The following is an 18,197-nucleotide window of genomic DNA, read 5'->3' as shown; positions in this document are numbered from 1 at the left end:
ACTCTTATGGACCGCAATGATCCACTCCGGAATTTTCGTTACAAACTAGAAATTGATGGCATCAATCAGGCCGGTTTTAGTGAAGTCAACATCGCGGAAACAACGATTGATGTTGTTGACTACCGTGAGGGCGACGATGCGCCTTTCCCACAAAAGCTAAGTGGGCTGACAAAGTACGGCAACATTACTTTGAAGTGGGGGCTTACCTACGGTGCTGAAGCATTAGAGCTATTTAATTGGCATAAGCAGATTGCTGCCGGACAGATTCGAACACAACGCAAGAAGGTGGTGATTGTTGTTCAAGATGAAGCTGGTACAGATCGTGCAAGATTCGTGGTCACCGAGGCTTGGCCGGTGAAGTATGATCCTGGCGATCTCAATGCCAATGGAAACGAAGTTATGATTGAATTACTCGAACTGGCAAACGAAGGCATCGAGCGAGTTGCTTAACTGTTAACAATTTTTATTTGAGGTACATCGATGACAACACAACAAAGGTTTCAAACCGAAATCGAATTCACACTTCCTAAAGGTTTCGTCGACGATGCAGGAGAATTGCATCGCAATGGTGTGATGCGCCTTGCGACAGCAGCTGACGAGATTCTTCCCTTACGGGATCCGCGTGTACAACAGAACGAAGCGTATTTCGCAGTGATCGTACTTTCGCGCGTGATTGTTCAATTGGGATCTTTGGTAGATATTCATCCTGGAGTGATCGAGGGTTTATATGCATCTGATTTATCATTTCTCCAAAATCTATATGAGCGATTTAATTCAAACGAACCGATGGACTCTTCGACTACGGAACAGAAGAGTTACTCAGAGCCCAAAGAAAATAGAATGGCCAATTTACTGGGGGAAGCATAAAGGCCTATCCTATAAAGCAATTGTACGAGGAGATGGCCTTTATCGCGTACCACTTGCATTGGTCGCATCATGAGCTGATGAATATGGATCACCGGGAAAGACGAAAGTGGTGTGAAGAGATTTCAAATATTAATCGCGTGCTGGATGGTGCGCCAGCAAATCCATTTGATCTGGGAAGGAAAACCGGATGAGAACTGACCCATTGCGAGGCTTTCGCTTTCTGATTGAGTTTCAGGGTATTACGACCGGCGGTTTTTCCAGTATTAAGGGAATATCTCGTGAGATCAAATACGAATCTTATAGGGAAGGAGGTGTTAACGATTATACACACAATTTGATTACCCAAGTATCTCATCCAGTGCTGATTCTTGAACGAGGATTAGTGATGGATGACCTCTGGAAATGGGCACAGGATACCGCAGGTGGAAAAGTCGAACGTCGGACGTTGTGGATTCGTTTGCGGGACGAAACCGATAGATCAGCTTGGGCTTGGCAGGTGGAAAATGCGCTACCTGTTAAATGGTCGATTTCCGATCTAGACTCTCAACAATCGCAACTTGTTGTGGAGAGTCTGGAACTTGCACATCAAGGATTGAGAAAGGGAACCACATGAACCACTCGATCCAGTCTGGTTTCGGCATTCTAAAGCCACTTGTACGCCAAGTAGGATTACGAGGGTTGTGGCAACGTTCCAGATGGACAATTCGGACTCCGAAAAGTTATCAGAAAAAAGGTGTTTTTTCGAATTGGATTCCACTCGTTCTCGCATGGAGACGCCGACTCAACTTCATAGATCAAACTATGAATATACTCAAGTCAATCGAGCCAACTTATCTGAATAGACTTCATGTTTACAACAATAAGAGCGTCAGTAATCAAGATTGGCGATCGGCTGTAATCTTTCCTTCAAATACCGATCATCAGGAAAATGATTTCCTACGAGAACATGCGCAAACGATTTCGGTAACACTAAAACCAAAAACTGTGATGAACCTGGTTTTTGAAAGTCGCTTCGTACACAGCAGGCACACGGCAATTGTTCAGAACAGGTCTTCTAATACCCGTCTGCACCGGCAATCGAATTATTTTTCGAAGGTACAATTTCTATATCCATCGTATCAGAAGCAATTGACTCAGATGTCTGACACGAACCTGAGCAATATTTCGTTTCCAATAACGCACAGAAAATCCGCACTACAAACGATTCGTTACCAGTCGTTCAATCTTGCATTTCCAGTTTTAAATACAGTGAACTCCAGCAATTTCAAAATGTTTCACCAACTGAGAAGCGAGAAGGAACATTCGCAGACGGGTTCGATAGCTTCAAATCCAGAACCGGTGAAGGGCATTGTTTTTGAACATCCCTTCATACGCAGCAGGTACATGGCAAATACTCAGAAATGGTATTCAAATACCCGTTTGCACCGGCAATCGAATTATTTTTCGAAGGTACAATTTCTTTATCCCAATTATCAGAAGCAATTGACTCGGTTGTTTTATATGAACCCGAGTGATAATTCGCCTTCAATAATGCACAGAACATCCGCATTACGCTCGGCTTATTATCAGTCGCTCAATCTTGCATTTCCAGTTTTAAATACAATGAACTCAAGCAGCTTCAAAATGTTTCCCCAACCGGGAGGCGAGAAGAAACATTCGCAAACGGGTTCGATAGCTTCAAATCCAGAACCGGTGAAGGGCATTGTTTTTGAACATCCCTTCATACGCAGCAGGTACATGGCAAATACTCAGAAATGGTATTCAAATACCCGTTTGCACCGGCAATCGAATTATTTTTCGAAGGTACAATTTCTTCATCCCAATTATCAGCAGCAATTGACTCCGTTGTCTTGTATGAACCCGAGTGTTATTTCGCCTTCAATCACGCATAGAACATCTGCACTTCGCAAGACGTTTTGCCAGTCATTCAACCTTGCGTTTCCAGTTTCACATACTGTGAAATCAGGTGCAAATCAATCGAACGATTCACGTACAACTTCCCTGCATTATGTCTGGCGAAAAACAATTGCGCAAGTTTTTCGTGATGAGCAGTCGGGACAGGGTAAACGTCCATCGATAATGACAGATACAGCCGTAATTCACAGAAACGAACCGAATGAAATCCCGATAACCAAAGCGAAGGAGATTTCTCAAATTAGCAAGAATCCCACATCGTCTATTGACCTGCCACTATTGGACAAAGTTACTGAAGAGGTCATTCGTCGTGTTCACCGGCGCGTTCGTATTGATCGAGAACGAAGGGGATACTGACGATGAATAAAAATATTCTTAAAAAAGCGACCATCACAGTTATGGATGGAGAAGATAAGAACAAAGTCATCAGCCTCTTATTTAACCCTACCGAATATAGTCTGGATCGATCCAATTCTTACAAGGCGACACCGATTCCCGGTATTAGTTCTCCGGTATTACAATTTGTTAACGGTGAGAGCGATCAGTTGAGTATGGATTTATTCATGGATGATTATACTGACCCGAATGGTCCCACATCTTTATTGCAAAAAGAAAACGATCCACTGGGGGAACGCCTAGCTGCTATCTCAAAACTTTTATTGATTGACCGGGAATTACACGCTCCTCCACCAGTCCGATTTAATTGGGGGACAATGGAGTTTCATGCCATCATCGAGAAGTTAGGTCGGAAAGTAACCATGTTTCACCCTGATGGTATACCGGCGAGGGTGACGCTGTCGATCGTGTTCAGAGAATACCGAACTCTCAAGCAACAACAGGAAGATCCACGGCTCGAATCTTCCGACAAAACGAAAAGACGAATAGTTGTCGGAAAGGAGCAATTGTGGTTCATAGCTGCTCGTGAATACGGCGAATCGGAACTGTGGACCCGAATCGCGGACCGAAACGATCTTGATGATCCTCGTGAAATAAAGCCTGGTGATTGGCTGGAAATCCCCCCTCTGGAGAATGCAAGTGGAACTTTCCCAACTCGCTAAACGCTATAGTGATTTCTATACACCTGCCTTCTCAGTTCGACTGAGCGGGCAAGACCTTGTGCGCGAATTACTGGCTCCCGTAAGTCAATTGGAAGTGGACCTCATGCTCGGTGCTGCCTCGCGTTTTAGCTTTACTATTCCCAATTGCTACGACCAAGAAAAGGGAATTTTCCGTACGAGTCAAAGTAAAAACTTGTTAAATAAACTTGAATTTGGATCCAAGGTAGAACTCTACATGGGGTACGGTGACTCGAAGTCACTGCCAATAGTTTTAAAGGGGGTTGTCACAGAAATCACGACTGACTTCCCCGAAGGTGGTGTTCCTGAACTCACAATTGCTGGGTACGACTATGGGTTCTCAATGACCATTGGCAAGAATAAACGCACTTGGTCAAAAAAACGAGATAGTTATGCAGCTACTGAAATTGCACAATTTCATAACCTGGGAGCGAAGATCGAATCCACCATCGATGAGCAGATTCAGATTGAACAAAACCAGGAAAGCGATTGGGAATTCCTCAAAAAACTGGCAGAACGAAATCACTTCGAATTGTATGTCGACGAGCAAGCGACACTTCACTTTGCGAGACCTGACAAAAAGCAGAGCGCGATCGTAAAGCTGGAATATGGCAAAGCGTTACTCAGCTTTCGTCCTGAGGCTAATTTAGCGGGCCAAATCTCTCGAGTGGAAGTCTACGGCTGGGATCTTCGTCAAAACCAGAAAATCGTAGGGGTTGCAAATGCAGGCCAAGAATTTGGTCTCAGAGGGGACAGCCCAGGTCAATTTTTAAGATCATTTGGCCCTGGCCCCAAAAAACAACCGACATTACGAATTCGACAACCTGTACGAAGTCAGGCTGAAGCGAAGAAACTTGCCCAAAATATTTTAAATGAACGTGCAGAAAAGTTCCTTACTGGTGAAGGGGAGTGTATTGGTCTTCCCGAGATACGACCTGATCGGAATGTGAAACTTGATCGACTTGGCGGTTCTTTTTCGAAAACGTATTACATCCATCAGGCTACTCATAAGATTGATAGCAATGGCTACCGTACGCGCTTCAAAGTAAAGGAGACGGGACTATGACGATACCTCAATCTTCTCCAGTAAGCGAAACCCAGCATGAGGCAGGGGGCTATGCCAAAGGTGTTGCGCTCGCAACGGTTACGCAAAATAAAGACGACCAGAATCTCTGTCGCGTAAAAGTAAGATACAGCTGGAGTGATACCGAGAGTTATTGGGCTCGACTTGCTGTTCCTATGGCGGGAAAAGGGCGAGGTTGGGTTACGATTCCCGAAGTCGGCGACGAAGTACTTGTCGTATTCGAACGAGAAGACATCCGATATCCCTACATTGTCGGATCGTTGTGGAATGGGAAACAGACTCCACCAATCAATAACTCCAATGGAAAAAATGATGTCCGAATTCTTAAATCTCGCAAGCAACACCACCTTATGTTTGATGATGGGAGCAAGGGAGTTGTCGAACTCAAACATGAAAAGGGACGCAAAATTCGTTTCGATGATGACGGCTTCATAGTGGAAGATGAGAAAGGCAATGTAGTCCAGGTGGATAGTACGAGCGGTAACATGAGTATCAAGGCCGAGGGGCATCTCCAAATCAAAGCGAAGACAATTAGTATCGAAGCGGACGCCACAATGGAGATTAAAGCAGGCGCAACTCTGAATATCAAAGGGCAGTTGATCAACATTAATTAGGGGAATAGCTATATGGGAAAACCTGCCGCGCGTGTTGGAGACTCGACAAGCCATGGAACTCCGCTAGGACCCGGACCAGGTAGCGCAACCGTTTTCATTGAATCATTACCGGCATGGAGAGCCTTTTCCGATTTTCATACTTGTCCATTGTCGGATGGTCCGAAGCCACATGTTGGCGGCGTTGTTGCTGTGGGAAGCTACACTGTATTTATTGAAAAATTACCCGCGGCTCGACAAGGAGACAGCATCATTGAAGTAGGGCCATCCAACCCCATTTCCAAAGGTTCTCGTACGGTGATGATCGGATGAATTTAAATACTGATGATTATGATCGCAAAGCATTCCTCGGACGAGGTTGGGCAATGCCTGTTTCGCTGGATTTGCGCACCGGTCGTGTCGCCTTTGTAGAGTATGAAAATGATATTCGTGAATCAATTCGAATCGTGCTTGAAACAGCTCCCGGAGAACGGGTCATGCGACCGAATTTCGGATGTGGTATTCATGAACTTCTGTTTGACAGACTGGATACAACCACAATACAACGAGTTCGTTCGCTGGTCGAAGAAGCACTTCGTCGATGTGAAGCACGTATCGAGGTGCTTCAGGTTATGGTCGACGATCAGGCAATACAGGATGGTCAATTGTTGATTGAACTGGAATATCGAGTTCGCAAAACGAATCAAACGGGCAACCTTGTCTTTCCTTTCTATTTTGGGGAAGGAGGTCAGCCGTGAAATCACCACGTGCCCCAAGAATCGACGACCGTCGGCAGTCTGAGTTCTTGGCAGAATTGCGTCGTCGTGCCCAGGCGTGGGTTCCTGATTGGGGACTTGAAGGTGGAGAGCAGGATTTCGGCATCGCACTGTTGGAAGTGGCAGCCCGATTCGATTCTGAAGTCACCCAACGTTTGGATCAAGCTGGAGACAAAATGCTTCGTGGTTTTCTCGACTGGCTTGGTATCCAGAGGAAAGCAGCTCAGGCCGCCCGCGTACCTGTTGTTTTCAAAACGGCAACAGGTACACAAGATCTGGTGTTGGCGACCGCACCGATCACGCTTCAGGCGGATGTTGACGGTACACCTGTCGTCTTTGAAACGGAAACCCAGTTAAACGTTGTCCCCGGTTTGCTCGACGTAGTGGTCGGGGTCGATGTTGAGAAAGACGCGTTCTATCTTCCCGCGCCGGGGCTCACTGAAGTTGAACCTTTGTCGTCGATGTCTACCCAGTGGAAATTGAAGTCGTTCGCCGCGGCTAATCAAAATAAATTGCAACTCGAGACTGATTCTGGTTTGACAGAAGGTATGATCATCGCCGCAGGAAAAAACGAATACCGAGTTATCGAAGTTGAAAATGGCATCGCAACCGTTGAACCTGACTTGCAAGATGACCTCAACAAAAGTGAGATCGTTCGTCAAGTGAAAACATTTCAACCCTTTGACGGCTATGCCCGCAATCGTCAGGAACATGTTCTTTATCTTGGTCACAGGGAGCTTTTAAACATAGATTCCGCGGTAACCATTGAAGTGCGCGGCGCTGGTGCCCTGTCAAACGGTTTTGAGTGGGAGTATTGGGGAAAATCGAAAGAGGACGAAGAGACCAAATGGCAACCCATCGAAGTCAAGCCTGAAGATCAGAAGGCAGGTATGACGGTATTGACAAAAGGAAAGGGCACAATCGAACCGTTTAAAATTGGTCACACCGAAAGTCGCTGGATAAGAGCCCGCACGAAGAAGGTGGAAGGTAGTAAACCCAAGTTGCAGGTTGAAGAGTTAACACTAAAAATTAATTCTATTTCGACCGGTTTTCCAGACTCCGGGGAAGATGACTTGCCGGACAAACAAGCATTTGCCAACAACACACCGCTTGTCCACGATAACGTTTTTTATCCCCTTGGTCGTGATCCAAAACTCTTTGATGCTTTCTACATCGGTTGTGAAGAGGCGTTTTCCAAGAAGAAAGCTGATGTGCAAGTTTGTATGCAACTCGCAGCTACAAATTTTCCCGCTGGCCTCGCTCATCTGCGAGTAGAAATTAACGGAGAGGGGAGCGAAATCCTTGCTGGTTCTGCCTCGGATCGTGGTTTGCACCTGTTTAAATTCAATTCTGAACAAGATGAATTGGAGTACTGGACCAAGCCAAAAATGTTGCGACCACCATCGCCAAATAGCGATAGTGATGATGCCGATAGATCGCTTGTCACACTCGATGAACCACGGTTCCGTGTTCCTATTTGGAAAAAAGGTGCTGATGTTTTCGTTGCGATCGCCGCTGGAAATGAAGTGTGGTTGTGGAAACAGGACATAACAACGCCCTCCCAAAGTGGTTGGCGATCATTGGGTGAACTACCTGAATCGACAGACGAGGACATTATCACTGGTCTTGTCTACCTCGAGACACCAAGTCACAGTAGATTATTTGCGCTGTGCAGTGGCAAGTTATTTAAATGTGACCCAACCCTTAAGACAAAAATTTGGAAAGAGCTGGAAACCAATGAAACCATAGATGCCAATGACAAACTTGTTAAATTAACGCGCATCGAGCCTATAAGAGTAGAGATAGATAATAAACTCAGTCAAGGCAGTTTGGAACAGGGGTTAATTGGTGTTGCGGACAAAGGCCTATATCGCATTCATGTAGCTGACAATCAAGACCTAGTTAAGTGCATTTCACTTCTAGGCAATGAAGTATCCCAGAAACATTCACCCGTGGCTGTGTTCATTCCTAAGAAAGGACAAATCGGTGGGAATCTAATTGCAGTTGCAGTTGGCGAACAGAAAAACAAACTACTCGCTGTTAAATTTAACGGAAAAGGTTCAGAAGCCGAGGTCAATCTAGTGTCAAGCGTTGTAGGATCTTCGATTGATGCGAATTTTATGGGTGAGAGCTTACAGGTTGCTGTCAGCGTTAAAAAATCGACATCCAATATATCTGAATTGGTGATGTGGGAACCATTCACTTCAGATCCGTTAAGACGAGACCTTTCTGCCGTCGGATTCACACCCATCGGTGCACCATCCCTTTTAACCGGGCACGTACTGGTGCCGACCACTCAAAACCAGATCATCGCTACGAAAATTGGATTCTTAGCGAAACTACAGAGCGCTATTATATTAACTGATCAAACATCTTCCGTACTGAATGAAGGCGATCAGGTTGCGATACCGACCGGCAAAATGCCACCTTACAAGATTGAGATTGTAGGTTCTGAAGAGGATGACACCAATGGTAGAAAGCTCTTTAAATTCAATACACCTTCGGTTGAAGGGGAGGTTTTTATTTATCCAAAGGAACACAATGAATACGAAAGTGAAATTAAGGATGAGAATAAGTTTGAAATTCATGAAAATGACGAAACTACGACTATCGGTTCAATGTTATTGATCAAACAGGGGGAAGAGAACACTTTGGCACGTGTCACTGAATTCGATGTTAATAACCGAATCGCGACTCTCGATAAAACGCCAGTACTACAAGAGAACGATGATGACAATTTAAAGTATAAGACTAATAAAATTTATGGTGAAGTCCAATTTAACGGAAGACTCGATGACAATGGTTATACAATCTACTTTGTTGGAAAAAAGCCAGAGGAAGATTATTTGCAGGAGGATTTCTACGTACGTGTCAATAGTAGCGGATGGAGTGTGCTTCGAAAAATATTAGGAACAAGTAAGAGAACTCTAACGATTGATCCAGAAATCAATGAGGCTAGACAAAAGCGTGTTGAAGTGACTTTTCAAGTACAAAGTCAATTTGCTGAGGCGAAAAATAGCAAAGAGATAACACTTGACCAAAATGACATAATCACCAAGGTTGGGACGGTCTTGCGAATCACGACCGAAAAGTCGAGTGGAATCTACCGGGTGATCTCATTAAATAATCGTATCGCTACGCTGAATGTTCCAATCAAATCATTTGATGGTCTGGAGTTAGAAGATGTTGCCTATCAGGCCGTCATTAGCACGCTTCCCCTGCTGAAACTGGATGAAAAATTAAAGACTTCGCACGCTGATTTGGCTAAACGGGGTTTGACCTTCCTGGGAGCCGACCCTCAAACGATTAAAGGCGAAGTATTCAAAGTCGATGACACTGACCCGGATCAATCAGAACTCGTTATCTTGGAACGACATTGGGAAAAGGCACCCAAGATTATTAAAGAAGAGAACGATTCTCTGGTTAACTATCTTACTGTCAATAGCATCAATGATTGGACCGTCTCACTAATTAATACGGATACCAATCCGGTCCTTTCCTGGGAATATTGGAATGGAAAAGGGTGGTCGGAGCTTGATGGAGCAGAAGATGGAACGCATAACCTCAAGTCAAATGGTTCACTGAAATTCAAGGCGCCTGATGACTTCGAGTCTTCGGACTGGGCGGGAAAAACAAACTTTTGGATTCGGGGCCGTCTGATTGGTGGCGATTACGGCAAAGAGACTGTGACGATTCAGACGACCAAACCCCAAAAGAATGGGAAGAATATTGAAACAACACAAGTCGTAACACGAAGCAACGAAGACATACGAGCGCCTTCGATAGTCAAACTCGCTGTAGTCTACAGCCTTTCCACTGACGTTCAACCCGAGTTCGTGCTTGCTCAGGATAGTGGTTCTGTGCGGGATCAAAGTGATGCGAATCGCACCAAAGGGGCAACGGTCGAAGCGTTTGTGCCACTCAAGTTGAGCCTGGGAAGATTGATTGACGATGCCTCCCAAGTGGCTGCTCCTTCAGATGAGGCGCAACAAGCGGATTCACCAGACCATGAAGGGGGGGCTGCCAAGGGAGAACACCCTTCAGAAGATACGACACAAGCAAACCCGAAAGAAGATTCAGAACAGGTCGCCAAAGGTAAAGCGATTTTCATAGGTGTGGAAGGTCAGCTTCGGGGTGATCTCGTGAACATGTTTATGTTAGCAGATCAACAATCGAATTCCGCGTTTGTTCCTTTGACGATTAACGCCCTTGTGGACAATCATTTTATTTGGATTGCTGCCAAAGATGACACACGCGGGTTGAGCGAAAGTGGTCTGATATCAATGTCCTTCCCCGTCTCACCAACCGAAGATGAACTTTTCGGACTCAAACGAAAGTGGTTGCAACTTAAGCCGAGTAAATACGATCAAATGAAGGATTGGCGGCCCAAACTGTGTGGGGCTTATCTGAATTCCGTTTGGGCCAGTGCGCGCGAAACGCTCACTCGTGAATTACTCGGCTCATCGACCGGAGAGCCAAATCTTACAGTGACACTCGCGCGGCCGCCCGTTTTAAGAAACACGCTCGAACTCCGCGTTCGCGAAAATCTAACTGAGGAAGATCGGAAGGAATTGTTAGAACTTGGAACCGGGCAAGTATTAAGTAATGTGGAAGACCTGCCCGGTGATTGGGTGTTGTGGCGACGCGTTGTTGACCCCCTGGATGAGTCGGCAGGTGATCGTGTCTATGCGCTGGATGAAAACACGGGACGAATTCGATTTGGCGATGGCCTACATGGCTTAATTCCTCCAATTGGGAGAGACAACATTCTGGCGTTTCGCTATCAACGTACCGAACCCAATCAACCAGATGAAATTGATTCACCGGGTAATCAGGTCAAGGCGCGAAGCGAGCTTAATTTGGATTCGCCTATTCCCAGTGTCGAAAAGGTTATCGCCGCAGACGATGCCGCTGGTGGGGCACCTTCCGAGTCGGACGAACGGGTGATGCAGTTCGGCCTCTCACGTTTGAGGCATCGCCAACGGGCCGTCACCCTGCGAGATCTCAAAGAGATTGCTTTGCAAAGTTCGCCGGAAATCGTACAGGCGCATGCGTTTCAGCGGCGAAGTTCGGTACAGCTTATTGTCGTGATGCGTGGCGACCAAACTAAACCAACGGCCGCACAGGTTCGTGCGTTACATCGAACGATTCTTGCTTCCTCACCAATATCATTATCGGCACCAAATGCCTTAGTTATTGAAGGGCCTGCTCTGAGACGATTTCGTATTTTGCTCGAATTGCAAATTATTTCAATCGATGCAGCCGGTGAAGTGGCCAGAGAGGTTAAAAGGCGTCTTCATACTTACTTCGATTCTGCTGGGGGAGGTGATGAAGGTGAAGGTTGGCCTGTCGGCGCCAACCCAAACGAAAGTGATATCTCCTTTGCATTACGCGACACACCAAATTTGGTCAGTATTATTAAAGCTTATCTGGTTGAGGTGTTTAATAACAACGATGAAAAACCATGGCCAGAGGGTTTAGACGGGACAGAACTCGCGTTACTGGCGAAAGACTCAGTACGAATTCAGTTTGATATGGTGGAGGAGTCTAAATGAGTAAACTCTCTCCAAACCTGTTCCAACGACGTTTTCAGGATTTGATGGAGATTGGCCGAGCAAGCTTGCAGGCGCTCGCTCCCGAATGGACCGATCACAACGCACACGACCCCGGAATTACGCTGATGGAGCTGTTAGCCTGGACAGCCGAAGCTCAGCTCTATTCATTGTCCCGAATGCGTCACGACGAACGGCAAGCATACGCGGCATTGATGGGAATTACCGATACTGGTGCAAATTCTGCGCACGGGCTCATTTGGCCTGATCCTAATGATATCAATTCACCCGTCAACACGTTTGCGGAGAATGTGATCATTCCCCGCGATGCGATTGCCCATGTCGAGGGACTCGAAACCACCACTTTTCAGCTCATCGACGATCAACTCTGGATGCCAGGCAGGCTGACACAATTGGTCACGCATTGTGCCGATGGTGAAAAGATTGATCATACAAATACGAATATGTACGGTGGGCAACCATTTTTTCCCTTTGGTGAGCGTGCCGGTTGTCGAGATAAATTTGCACTTTCTTTTACATGCCGAGACAAGTTGCCTGATAGCAAGTCACTACAGACAACTTCCGGACACTGGGTTATTGGTGTTCAAGCAGCGCCTTCTGCACAAGTGAAAGATGAATCACAAACTGAAGTCCCTGCTTTGATTCGGTCTGCGTTGCAGGCAACGCTTGTTGCCGGGCAAGATCGTATTCCGATCAAGGTCGTTTCAGACGATACGTATGGAATGTTACGAACCGGGGCCATTCGGCTCGACTTTAACAACGTGAAAATTTCACCAACTACATTTACGATTGAGTTTCATTCTGAAGTTGGCTTTGCTCGGCCTCCTCGAATTATTCGAGTTGGGGCAAACGTGATTCCAATAGAACAGGTAACTCGCATCTCCCGTGAACTCCATGTCGCCAATGGTCTGCCAGACTGGAAACTTGAACTGAAACAACCTGGCTTGCGATATTCCATGAACAAGGACCCAATTGCAATCGAGATAGCAGAACCATCTGGCGTCAAGCAGTGGTATCGCTGTGAGCGGCTTTCCGAGAAAGGACCTACGGATCGATTTTTCGAATTTGATCGAAAGTCGGATGTGGCAACATTCGGGAACGGTGTGAATGGTAAAATTCCATCTGCAGAGTCACATGTAATGGTAACCTATCATGTTTGTAACGGCGAGCAAGGTAGTATCGCACGAAATCGGAAATGGTGTGTGACTGGTTTTTCTGGTGTCTATGGTGTGAATTACAGTCCAATCTCTGGTGGTGCGAATGCACTCACACCAACGAGTGTGCGTCGACACGCCCGAGATCGTGTCCGGAAAAGCCATGCTCTCATTACCAATAATGATATCTCTCATGCTGCGATCTCGCTTCCTTTATTAGAAGTCTCGCGTGCCTGGATTGCACCCCCGCATCGACTTGCTCCACGAACGGGTGAGACAACATTAGTCGCGCTGCGCAGTCGCCTTGGGCAATCAGAACCTGATACAGTTCCGGAAACTCCACGTTGGCTTGAAGCCGTCCGCTGCAGCTTGATCTCTCGAATTCCTTTAGGCACACGGCTTGCTGTTATAGCCCCTTGTTACATTGACTTTTTCTTTCAAGTCGACTTGGAAGCGCAACAGGGAATCGATTCAGAGTCACTTCGAATGGAATTGGTAAAAGAATTCGCCAGTCGTCTTGCCTTGGACGACGATGGAGTGACAACACCGAGGGAACCAGGGGCGTTAGTCACAAGAAATGATCTTATGAATTGGGTGAGATCGTTGGCTGGGGTGAAACGCGTTCTCGACTTGAGTTTGTTTCAAGTGAATGGGGAGAATCAAATGCCAGATCAAAAGATTCATGTTCCCAGTCACGGCTTGCCTCGCTGGAATCGTCGTCGAACGACAATTACTGTGATTCCAACGGCGATGGGAGGACGCCGATGACCAATCAAAAAAAGTATCATTTTTCAACACCAGCCCAATGGAAAGCGTGTGTTTTTGCGGGGACGAGTCTCGAGACGGTGACAGTCGAACACGGGTTCGGTCCGACAGCACCATTCGGACAGCCTCCCACTCGATATGCTTCACCTGGAGCTTTCGCCCCGGTTATTTTATCCACGGGTGAAACATTATGGCGCGACGAAATCGGGCAATGTCATCAACTACTAGCCGAAGGAGGGGAAGCAGAGTCATTCCCCAGTCCATCTGCGATTGCGACTGCTGAGCGAATGGTGGCGACTGCTGATTTGCTCTGGGTACGAAAGGGTAAAAATTCAGTTCAATGTTTTGAAAGTGATTCGCTGACACAATTCACAACGATTTCTTTTAAGGATGGGGATGTTATTGACATTGCCGCCGCGGACGATCAAGGATCACTCTATGTTCTAATCCAACACAACAATAGTTGCTCGATCAAATGTATTAATCGGTGTGGATTTAAAAGCGAGCCTATTCCACTGAACGGGCTTTTGCGCGTCACTTCCTTGGATTCTCTGAAACAGACTTCCTTCGTTTATCTGAAACAAACGAAGCAATTCACCTTACTGACTCGTGCTCAACAGCCTGTTCTTCTTTGGTTTGCTGAAGAGGGCGGTGATGTAATCCGTAGTATGCCGGTTGGAGCGATACGTCCGAGTTTCCGCGATCTACAATTGGGGTGCGATTTCCGTCATTCGAAACTTCTGCTGAGTGGGATCTATGATGACATTTCAGATAAAATTGCTGCTGTTCTCGTACTCGATCCAGATGGCGGCATTTTAAGTGAGGTAATTGTTGATCGGAGCGATGCGCCCATACAAATACAAGGAGTAACAGGTGGATGCAGCAGTTTGCTCGTTGCCGGCTCAAGTGGACTTCAGCGATACAGACAGACGAATATTGTTCCGCTCAGTAGTGCCGAAGTTCGTGCTTACGCACTCACACCGATGTTACGGTCGACTCCTCTTGAGGGGGGGCCACCTTGGCTTCGTGCTGAGTTCAAAGCCGAATTACCGCAAGGTTCAACCCTGAAAATCACTGTCGCTGCGACTGATGATGATAAAACACGGGAACGAATTTTGAGCATCACCAGGAATAACACCTTACTCGCTGATCATCTTGTAAAAACACTACATACCGATCCCGATCTTCATCGTAACACAACGATCTTTCAGGGACGAGCAAGCAACACTGATGTAGAACCAGAATCATTCAGCGCGCCGTTGTTTACATTTAAAGAGCAATACCTTTGGGTCAGTCTCGAACTGATAGCAGCGCCTGGGGCGAAATTACCGGTTGTTTATGAAATGAATGTTCTCTATCCCGGTATTTCGTTAATGGAACATTTGCCTTTGATATATCAACGTGAACCTTACTCTCCCGATAACTTTCTCCGTGCGCTCGTAGGAGTTTTGGAAAACTCGTCGCAAGAGATTGATCAGAACATTGCATCTTTAGGCAGCCTCATTCATCCCACGACCGCACCAGAGGAATGGCTCGACTATGTGGCCCGTTGGCTTGGTTTACCCTGGCACGATCAGCTTAACACCAATCAGAAACGAGCGATACTATCACAAGCCGAAATTCTGGCTCAGGGTCGTGGTACGCGGTTTAGTCTTGAAGCACTTCTCAAAAGTATCATTACTGGTGAGCCACCACGATTTCGAGTGATCGATATGATTGCCGATTTCGGTTTCGCAATTACCGCTGCTGACAATCGCAAAGGCACCAATTTGCCTGCGATACTGGGTGGGGCATCACCCTGGAATTCTGAATTGGATGCGTTCGCTATGGTTGACTTGATGCGACTTCCGTGTTCGTCGATCACGAATGATCCGATGCTTCGTTTTCTAGGGAAAATACGAATCGATATCGCGGCTACCGCTCAGGAACGAATAGCCTGGGAGCCTTGGTTGCTTGATTTGCTTCAGGAGATGGCACCGGTAATGACCACTGTCGAACTAAATTGGGTTGGACCCCAGGCATTGAAGAGTGATCGTATCCACGACGACTTTATTCTTGAGCCGCTTCCGGATGCACATCTTGGTTCTGATGCAGTAACCGGACACGCTCGTCTACCCGACGCGAAACTACGACTTTCCGACATCGGACCCACCCTTGACACACGATTACATTGACACAAAAGGAGAAACGAACCATGAGTCATCAATCTGAGTGCTGTTCTGATCCAACTTGCGAGTCCGGACTTAGAAACCGTTATTTTCAGGGCAAGCGACTAACGCCCGCGGCCCTCCAAACCGAGCAGGATTACAACCTGCAACGAAGACGATTGATTAACCGTTCAATTCATGGATGGGGAGTAGTGGGTGGATTCGATGTTTCGAAACCCAACGCTCAAGGGTTCGATATCTCTAAAGGTTTCGCGCTCGATCAATGCGGCCGCGAACTATGTAGAATTGAACACGGTATTGTCAAATATGATGAGATTAAGCTTCTGAACAATAAAGGAAAGGAGATTCTTGGTGAGGTCAAAGAAAAGATTCTTGAAATATTTTCGGATTCATCTGATTTGTCAAGTCAAGTCAAAAAACAATTCTCTGAAAAAGAACCGAAGACAGTTTCACGTTGGCTCTTAAGCGCGCATTACGCAGAAGTGAAGATGAATCACGTGAAAGGTGATCCTTGTGAACCGTGTAGTTCTCAGTGGGATCATGTCTGTGAGACGGTCCGATTTTCTCTTCGCGAGATGGAAAATAAAGAGTGCGATGACGATCAGAGTCGCCAAGGGACGGGTGACACGAATTCATCTCAGGCAGACGATAGTTTGGATGATAACGAAATTCGCCGTTCGCCTCGTTGTTTGTGTGAACATTCGAAGAAGTGGGAGTTTTCATCTGACCAAGGGGGTTCCCTGAATGAGTATCAGGAGCATTGTGGGGGAATTATTGATATAGACTTAGACTACAAAAATGCCGTTCCTCTGGCATATATCAAATTCTACGAAAAAGAAGACCCTCAGAATAATCGACAGAACAAATATTTTGTGTTCGATGATTGTAGTCCACGGCAATTAGTGAAACACAACGAGCTTCTGTTCGATTTGATTCCCAGTTGTGACCTGACCACGATCAGTGAGATTGGTTGGGCGAAATGGCATCACAAAGAAGTGAATCCAATAGAATTTAAAACGTTCATTTCGGACGGTGCTGAGATTAATGGAGAAGAAGTTATTTTAAAAAATATTTCAGTGAATTTTTCACGCGGAGTTCGTGTGAGCAGTCTACTTCCCGATTGTTTTTCTATGACCCTTCTGTTTCACGAGTCCACAACGGGTTGGTGGAAACCACATCGGGTTCCAATAGTGCGTATCAATCCGAACCCTGAGACCATCGCTCTGGATCAATGTGATAAAGAAGAATTAACAGAGAGTGCTCAGATTGTTATTACCAAAAGATGGCTCAAGGAAGAATTCGACGCAGAGAGTTATTCGACGTTTGATAATGTACCCTCTCGAGTTGAAATCGAGGTTTATGGGGATCTCATTATCGATTGCAACGGACAGTCAGTAGATGCCAATGCGGTAGGCCTCCAAACGGTTCCAAGTGGGAACGGTTCACCAGGTGGGACATTTCGTTCCAGCTTTAAAATAGTAAATAAGAAAAAAAATGTAACAGAAATAAAAGGAGAATTGCAATGAATGAGCCATTAACTCGAGAGACGGGCAAATCCACTTTGGTCAAACCCCGGTTTGGCCCTGGCATGCTCTTGCAGCATGAAGATCTTGAGGCACAGACTGCCTATACGCAGGAACTGAGTCGTTTACTTTTACGTTCGCTGCTGGGATGCGGTGTCGTGTGTGGATTGGAAGTTGAAGAGCCTCACAATAGAACGACATCGAATGAATTGATTAACGTGAAGGTTAAAAAAGGGGTGGCCCTCAATTGCCTAGGTGATCTAATTCATGTTCCCAAGGATGTCGAGGTATCGGTCAATATTTCAGACATAGGCAGCAGAGGAGAAATAAACCTTTGGGTAGTCCTTTGTCGAACAACGATCAATTGCGGTACACGCAATACAATGTGTCCTGATGATAATCAACCTAAAGCGATTCCAACTCGAGAATATGATGGCTATGAAATCGGAATTTACAAGAAATCTTCCAATGATGAATTCAATTGTAAATGTGGTGATGGGAATTGCTACGTCATTCTTGCGGTGCTGAAAAATAAAAATGGCAACTGGACTCGTCATTACAAAGCTCAGATGCCTGGTTCAAATGATGGCTCTGAAGCTAGAGTGCATGTAAATTTGTTTAATAGAATAAAAGACGAATTGAAAGAAGAAATTCGTAATGAGAATAACAAACAAAATACCGGGGGGGAGTGATGGAGGCGACCCAGC

The 18,197-nt window shown here is 46.0% G+C and carries 15 protein-coding genes; all 15 read left to right on the top strand.

Annotation, left to right across the window (positions count from 1 at the left end):
• Nucleotides 1-6 precede the first annotated feature (6 nt).
• The 15 genes from V144x_RS19570 to V144x_RS19500 all read left to right on the top strand — a co-directional run bounded on the left by V144x_RS19570 (nt 7) and on the right by V144x_RS19500 (nt 18,182).
• Nucleotides 7-450, top strand: a complete 444-nt coding sequence (locus tag V144x_RS19570; protein ID WP_144987305.1) for a phage tail protein — start codon at nt 7-9, stop codon at nt 448-450.
• Between the two features lie 30 nt (nt 451-480).
• Complete coding sequence (locus V144x_RS19565; protein WP_144987303.1) at nt 481-867, top strand: hypothetical protein; 387 nt, start codon at nt 481-483, stop codon at nt 865-867.
• Nucleotides 864-1,058 carry a DUF6760 family protein gene (locus V144x_RS29050; protein WP_144987301.1) on the top strand — a complete coding sequence of 65 codons (195 nt, stop codon included), beginning with the start codon at nt 864-866 and terminating at the stop codon, nt 1,056-1,058. The genes V144x_RS19565 and V144x_RS29050 overlap by 4 nt, the downstream gene beginning before the upstream one ends.
• Complete coding sequence (locus V144x_RS19555) at nt 1,055-1,480, top strand: phage tail protein (RefSeq protein WP_144987299.1); 426 nt, start codon at nt 1,055-1,057, stop codon at nt 1,478-1,480. The genes V144x_RS29050 and V144x_RS19555 overlap by 4 nt, the downstream gene beginning before the upstream one ends.
• Nucleotides 1,481-2,490: 1,010 nt before the next feature.
• Nucleotides 2,491-3,138, top strand: a complete 648-nt coding sequence (locus V144x_RS19550; protein ID WP_144987297.1) for a hypothetical protein — start codon at nt 2,491-2,493, stop codon at nt 3,136-3,138.
• A 2-nt stretch (nt 3,139-3,140) separates the two neighbouring features.
• Nucleotides 3,141-3,839 carry a CIS tube protein gene (locus V144x_RS19545; RefSeq protein WP_144987295.1) on the top strand — a complete coding sequence of 233 codons (699 nt, stop codon included), beginning with the start codon at nt 3,141-3,143 and terminating at the stop codon, nt 3,837-3,839.
• Nucleotides 3,817-4,923, top strand: a complete 1,107-nt coding sequence (locus tag V144x_RS19540) for a phage late control D family protein (RefSeq protein WP_144987293.1) — start codon at nt 3,817-3,819, stop codon at nt 4,921-4,923. The genes V144x_RS19545 and V144x_RS19540 overlap by 23 nt, the downstream gene beginning before the upstream one ends.
• Nucleotides 4,920-5,555 (top strand): phage baseplate assembly protein V, encoded by a 636-nt coding sequence (locus tag V144x_RS19535; protein ID WP_144987291.1) that lies wholly within the window; start codon nt 4,920-4,922, stop codon nt 5,553-5,555. The genes V144x_RS19540 and V144x_RS19535 overlap by 4 nt, the downstream gene beginning before the upstream one ends.
• Before the next feature lie 12 nt (nt 5,556-5,567).
• Nucleotides 5,568-5,864 (top strand): PAAR domain-containing protein, encoded by a 297-nt coding sequence (locus V144x_RS19530; protein ID WP_144987289.1) that lies wholly within the window; start codon nt 5,568-5,570, stop codon nt 5,862-5,864.
• Nucleotides 5,861-6,289 carry a GPW/gp25 family protein gene (locus tag V144x_RS19525; protein WP_144987287.1) on the top strand — a complete coding sequence of 143 codons (429 nt, stop codon included), beginning with the start codon at nt 5,861-5,863 and terminating at the stop codon, nt 6,287-6,289. The genes V144x_RS19530 and V144x_RS19525 overlap by 4 nt, the downstream gene beginning before the upstream one ends.
• A complete protein-coding gene (locus tag V144x_RS19520) occupies nt 6,286-11,862 on the top strand; it encodes a baseplate J/gp47 family protein (protein WP_144987285.1) in 5,577 nt (1,858 codons plus the stop codon). The genes V144x_RS19525 and V144x_RS19520 overlap by 4 nt, the downstream gene beginning before the upstream one ends.
• Nucleotides 11,859-13,802 carry a baseplate J/gp47 family protein gene (locus V144x_RS19515; RefSeq protein WP_144987283.1) on the top strand — a complete coding sequence of 648 codons (1,944 nt, stop codon included), beginning with the start codon at nt 11,859-11,861 and terminating at the stop codon, nt 13,800-13,802. Before V144x_RS19520 ends, V144x_RS19515 begins: the two co-directional genes overlap by 4 nt.
• The gene (locus tag V144x_RS19510) at nt 13,799-15,973 is read left to right on the top strand and encodes a phage tail protein (protein ID WP_144987281.1); all 2,175 of its coding nucleotides are present in this window, start codon (nt 13,799-13,801) and stop codon (nt 15,971-15,973) included. Before V144x_RS19515 ends, V144x_RS19510 begins: the two co-directional genes overlap by 4 nt.
• Nucleotides 15,974-15,993: 20 nt before the next feature.
• Nucleotides 15,994-17,493, top strand: coding sequence for a hypothetical protein (locus V144x_RS19505; protein ID WP_144987279.1), 1,500 nt, complete (start codon nt 15,994-15,996; stop codon nt 17,491-17,493).
• A complete protein-coding gene (locus tag V144x_RS19500) occupies nt 17,490-18,182 on the top strand; it encodes a hypothetical protein (RefSeq protein ID WP_144987277.1) in 693 nt (230 codons plus the stop codon). The genes V144x_RS19505 and V144x_RS19500 overlap by 4 nt, the downstream gene beginning before the upstream one ends.
• Nucleotides 18,183-18,197: the final 15 nt, after the last annotated feature.

This window comes from Gimesia aquarii, from assembly GCF_007748195.1.
Lineage (GTDB): Bacteria > Planctomycetota > Planctomycetia > Planctomycetales > Planctomycetaceae > Gimesia > Gimesia aquarii.
The sequence above is the reverse complement of the archived record's forward strand: the minus strand, read 5'-3'. Positions and strand labels throughout refer to the sequence as shown.

Bases quoted from the DNA above. Each gene is read 5' to 3' on its own strand.
- V144x_RS19570 (WP_144987305.1), top strand. From the start codon at position 7: ATGGACCGCAATGATCCACTCCGGAATTTTCGTTACAAACTAGAAATT.
- V144x_RS19565 (WP_144987303.1), top strand. From the start codon at position 481: ATGACAACACAACAAAGGTTTCAAACCGAAATCGAATTCACACTTCCT.
- V144x_RS19555 (WP_144987299.1), top strand. From the start codon at position 1,055: ATGAGAACTGACCCATTGCGAGGCTTTCGCTTTCTGATTGAGTTTCAG.
- V144x_RS19550 (WP_144987297.1), top strand. From the start codon at position 2,491: ATGTTTCCCCAACCGGGAGGCGAGAAGAAACATTCGCAAACGGGTTCG.
- V144x_RS19545 (WP_144987295.1), top strand. From the start codon at position 3,141: ATGAATAAAAATATTCTTAAAAAAGCGACCATCACAGTTATGGATGGA.
- V144x_RS19535 (WP_144987291.1), top strand. From the start codon at position 4,920: ATGACGATACCTCAATCTTCTCCAGTAAGCGAAACCCAGCATGAGGCA.
- V144x_RS19530 (WP_144987289.1), top strand. From the start codon at position 5,568: ATGGGAAAACCTGCCGCGCGTGTTGGAGACTCGACAAGCCATGGAACT.
- V144x_RS19525 (WP_144987287.1), top strand. From the start codon at position 5,861: ATGAATTTAAATACTGATGATTATGATCGCAAAGCATTCCTCGGACGA.
- V144x_RS19515 (WP_144987283.1), top strand. From the start codon at position 11,859: ATGAGTAAACTCTCTCCAAACCTGTTCCAACGACGTTTTCAGGATTTG.
- V144x_RS19510 (WP_144987281.1), top strand. From the start codon at position 13,799: ATGACCAATCAAAAAAAGTATCATTTTTCAACACCAGCCCAATGGAAA.
- V144x_RS19505 (WP_144987279.1), top strand. From the start codon at position 15,994: ATGAGTCATCAATCTGAGTGCTGTTCTGATCCAACTTGCGAGTCCGGA.
- V144x_RS19500 (WP_144987277.1), top strand. From the start codon at position 17,490: ATGAATGAGCCATTAACTCGAGAGACGGGCAAATCCACTTTGGTCAAA.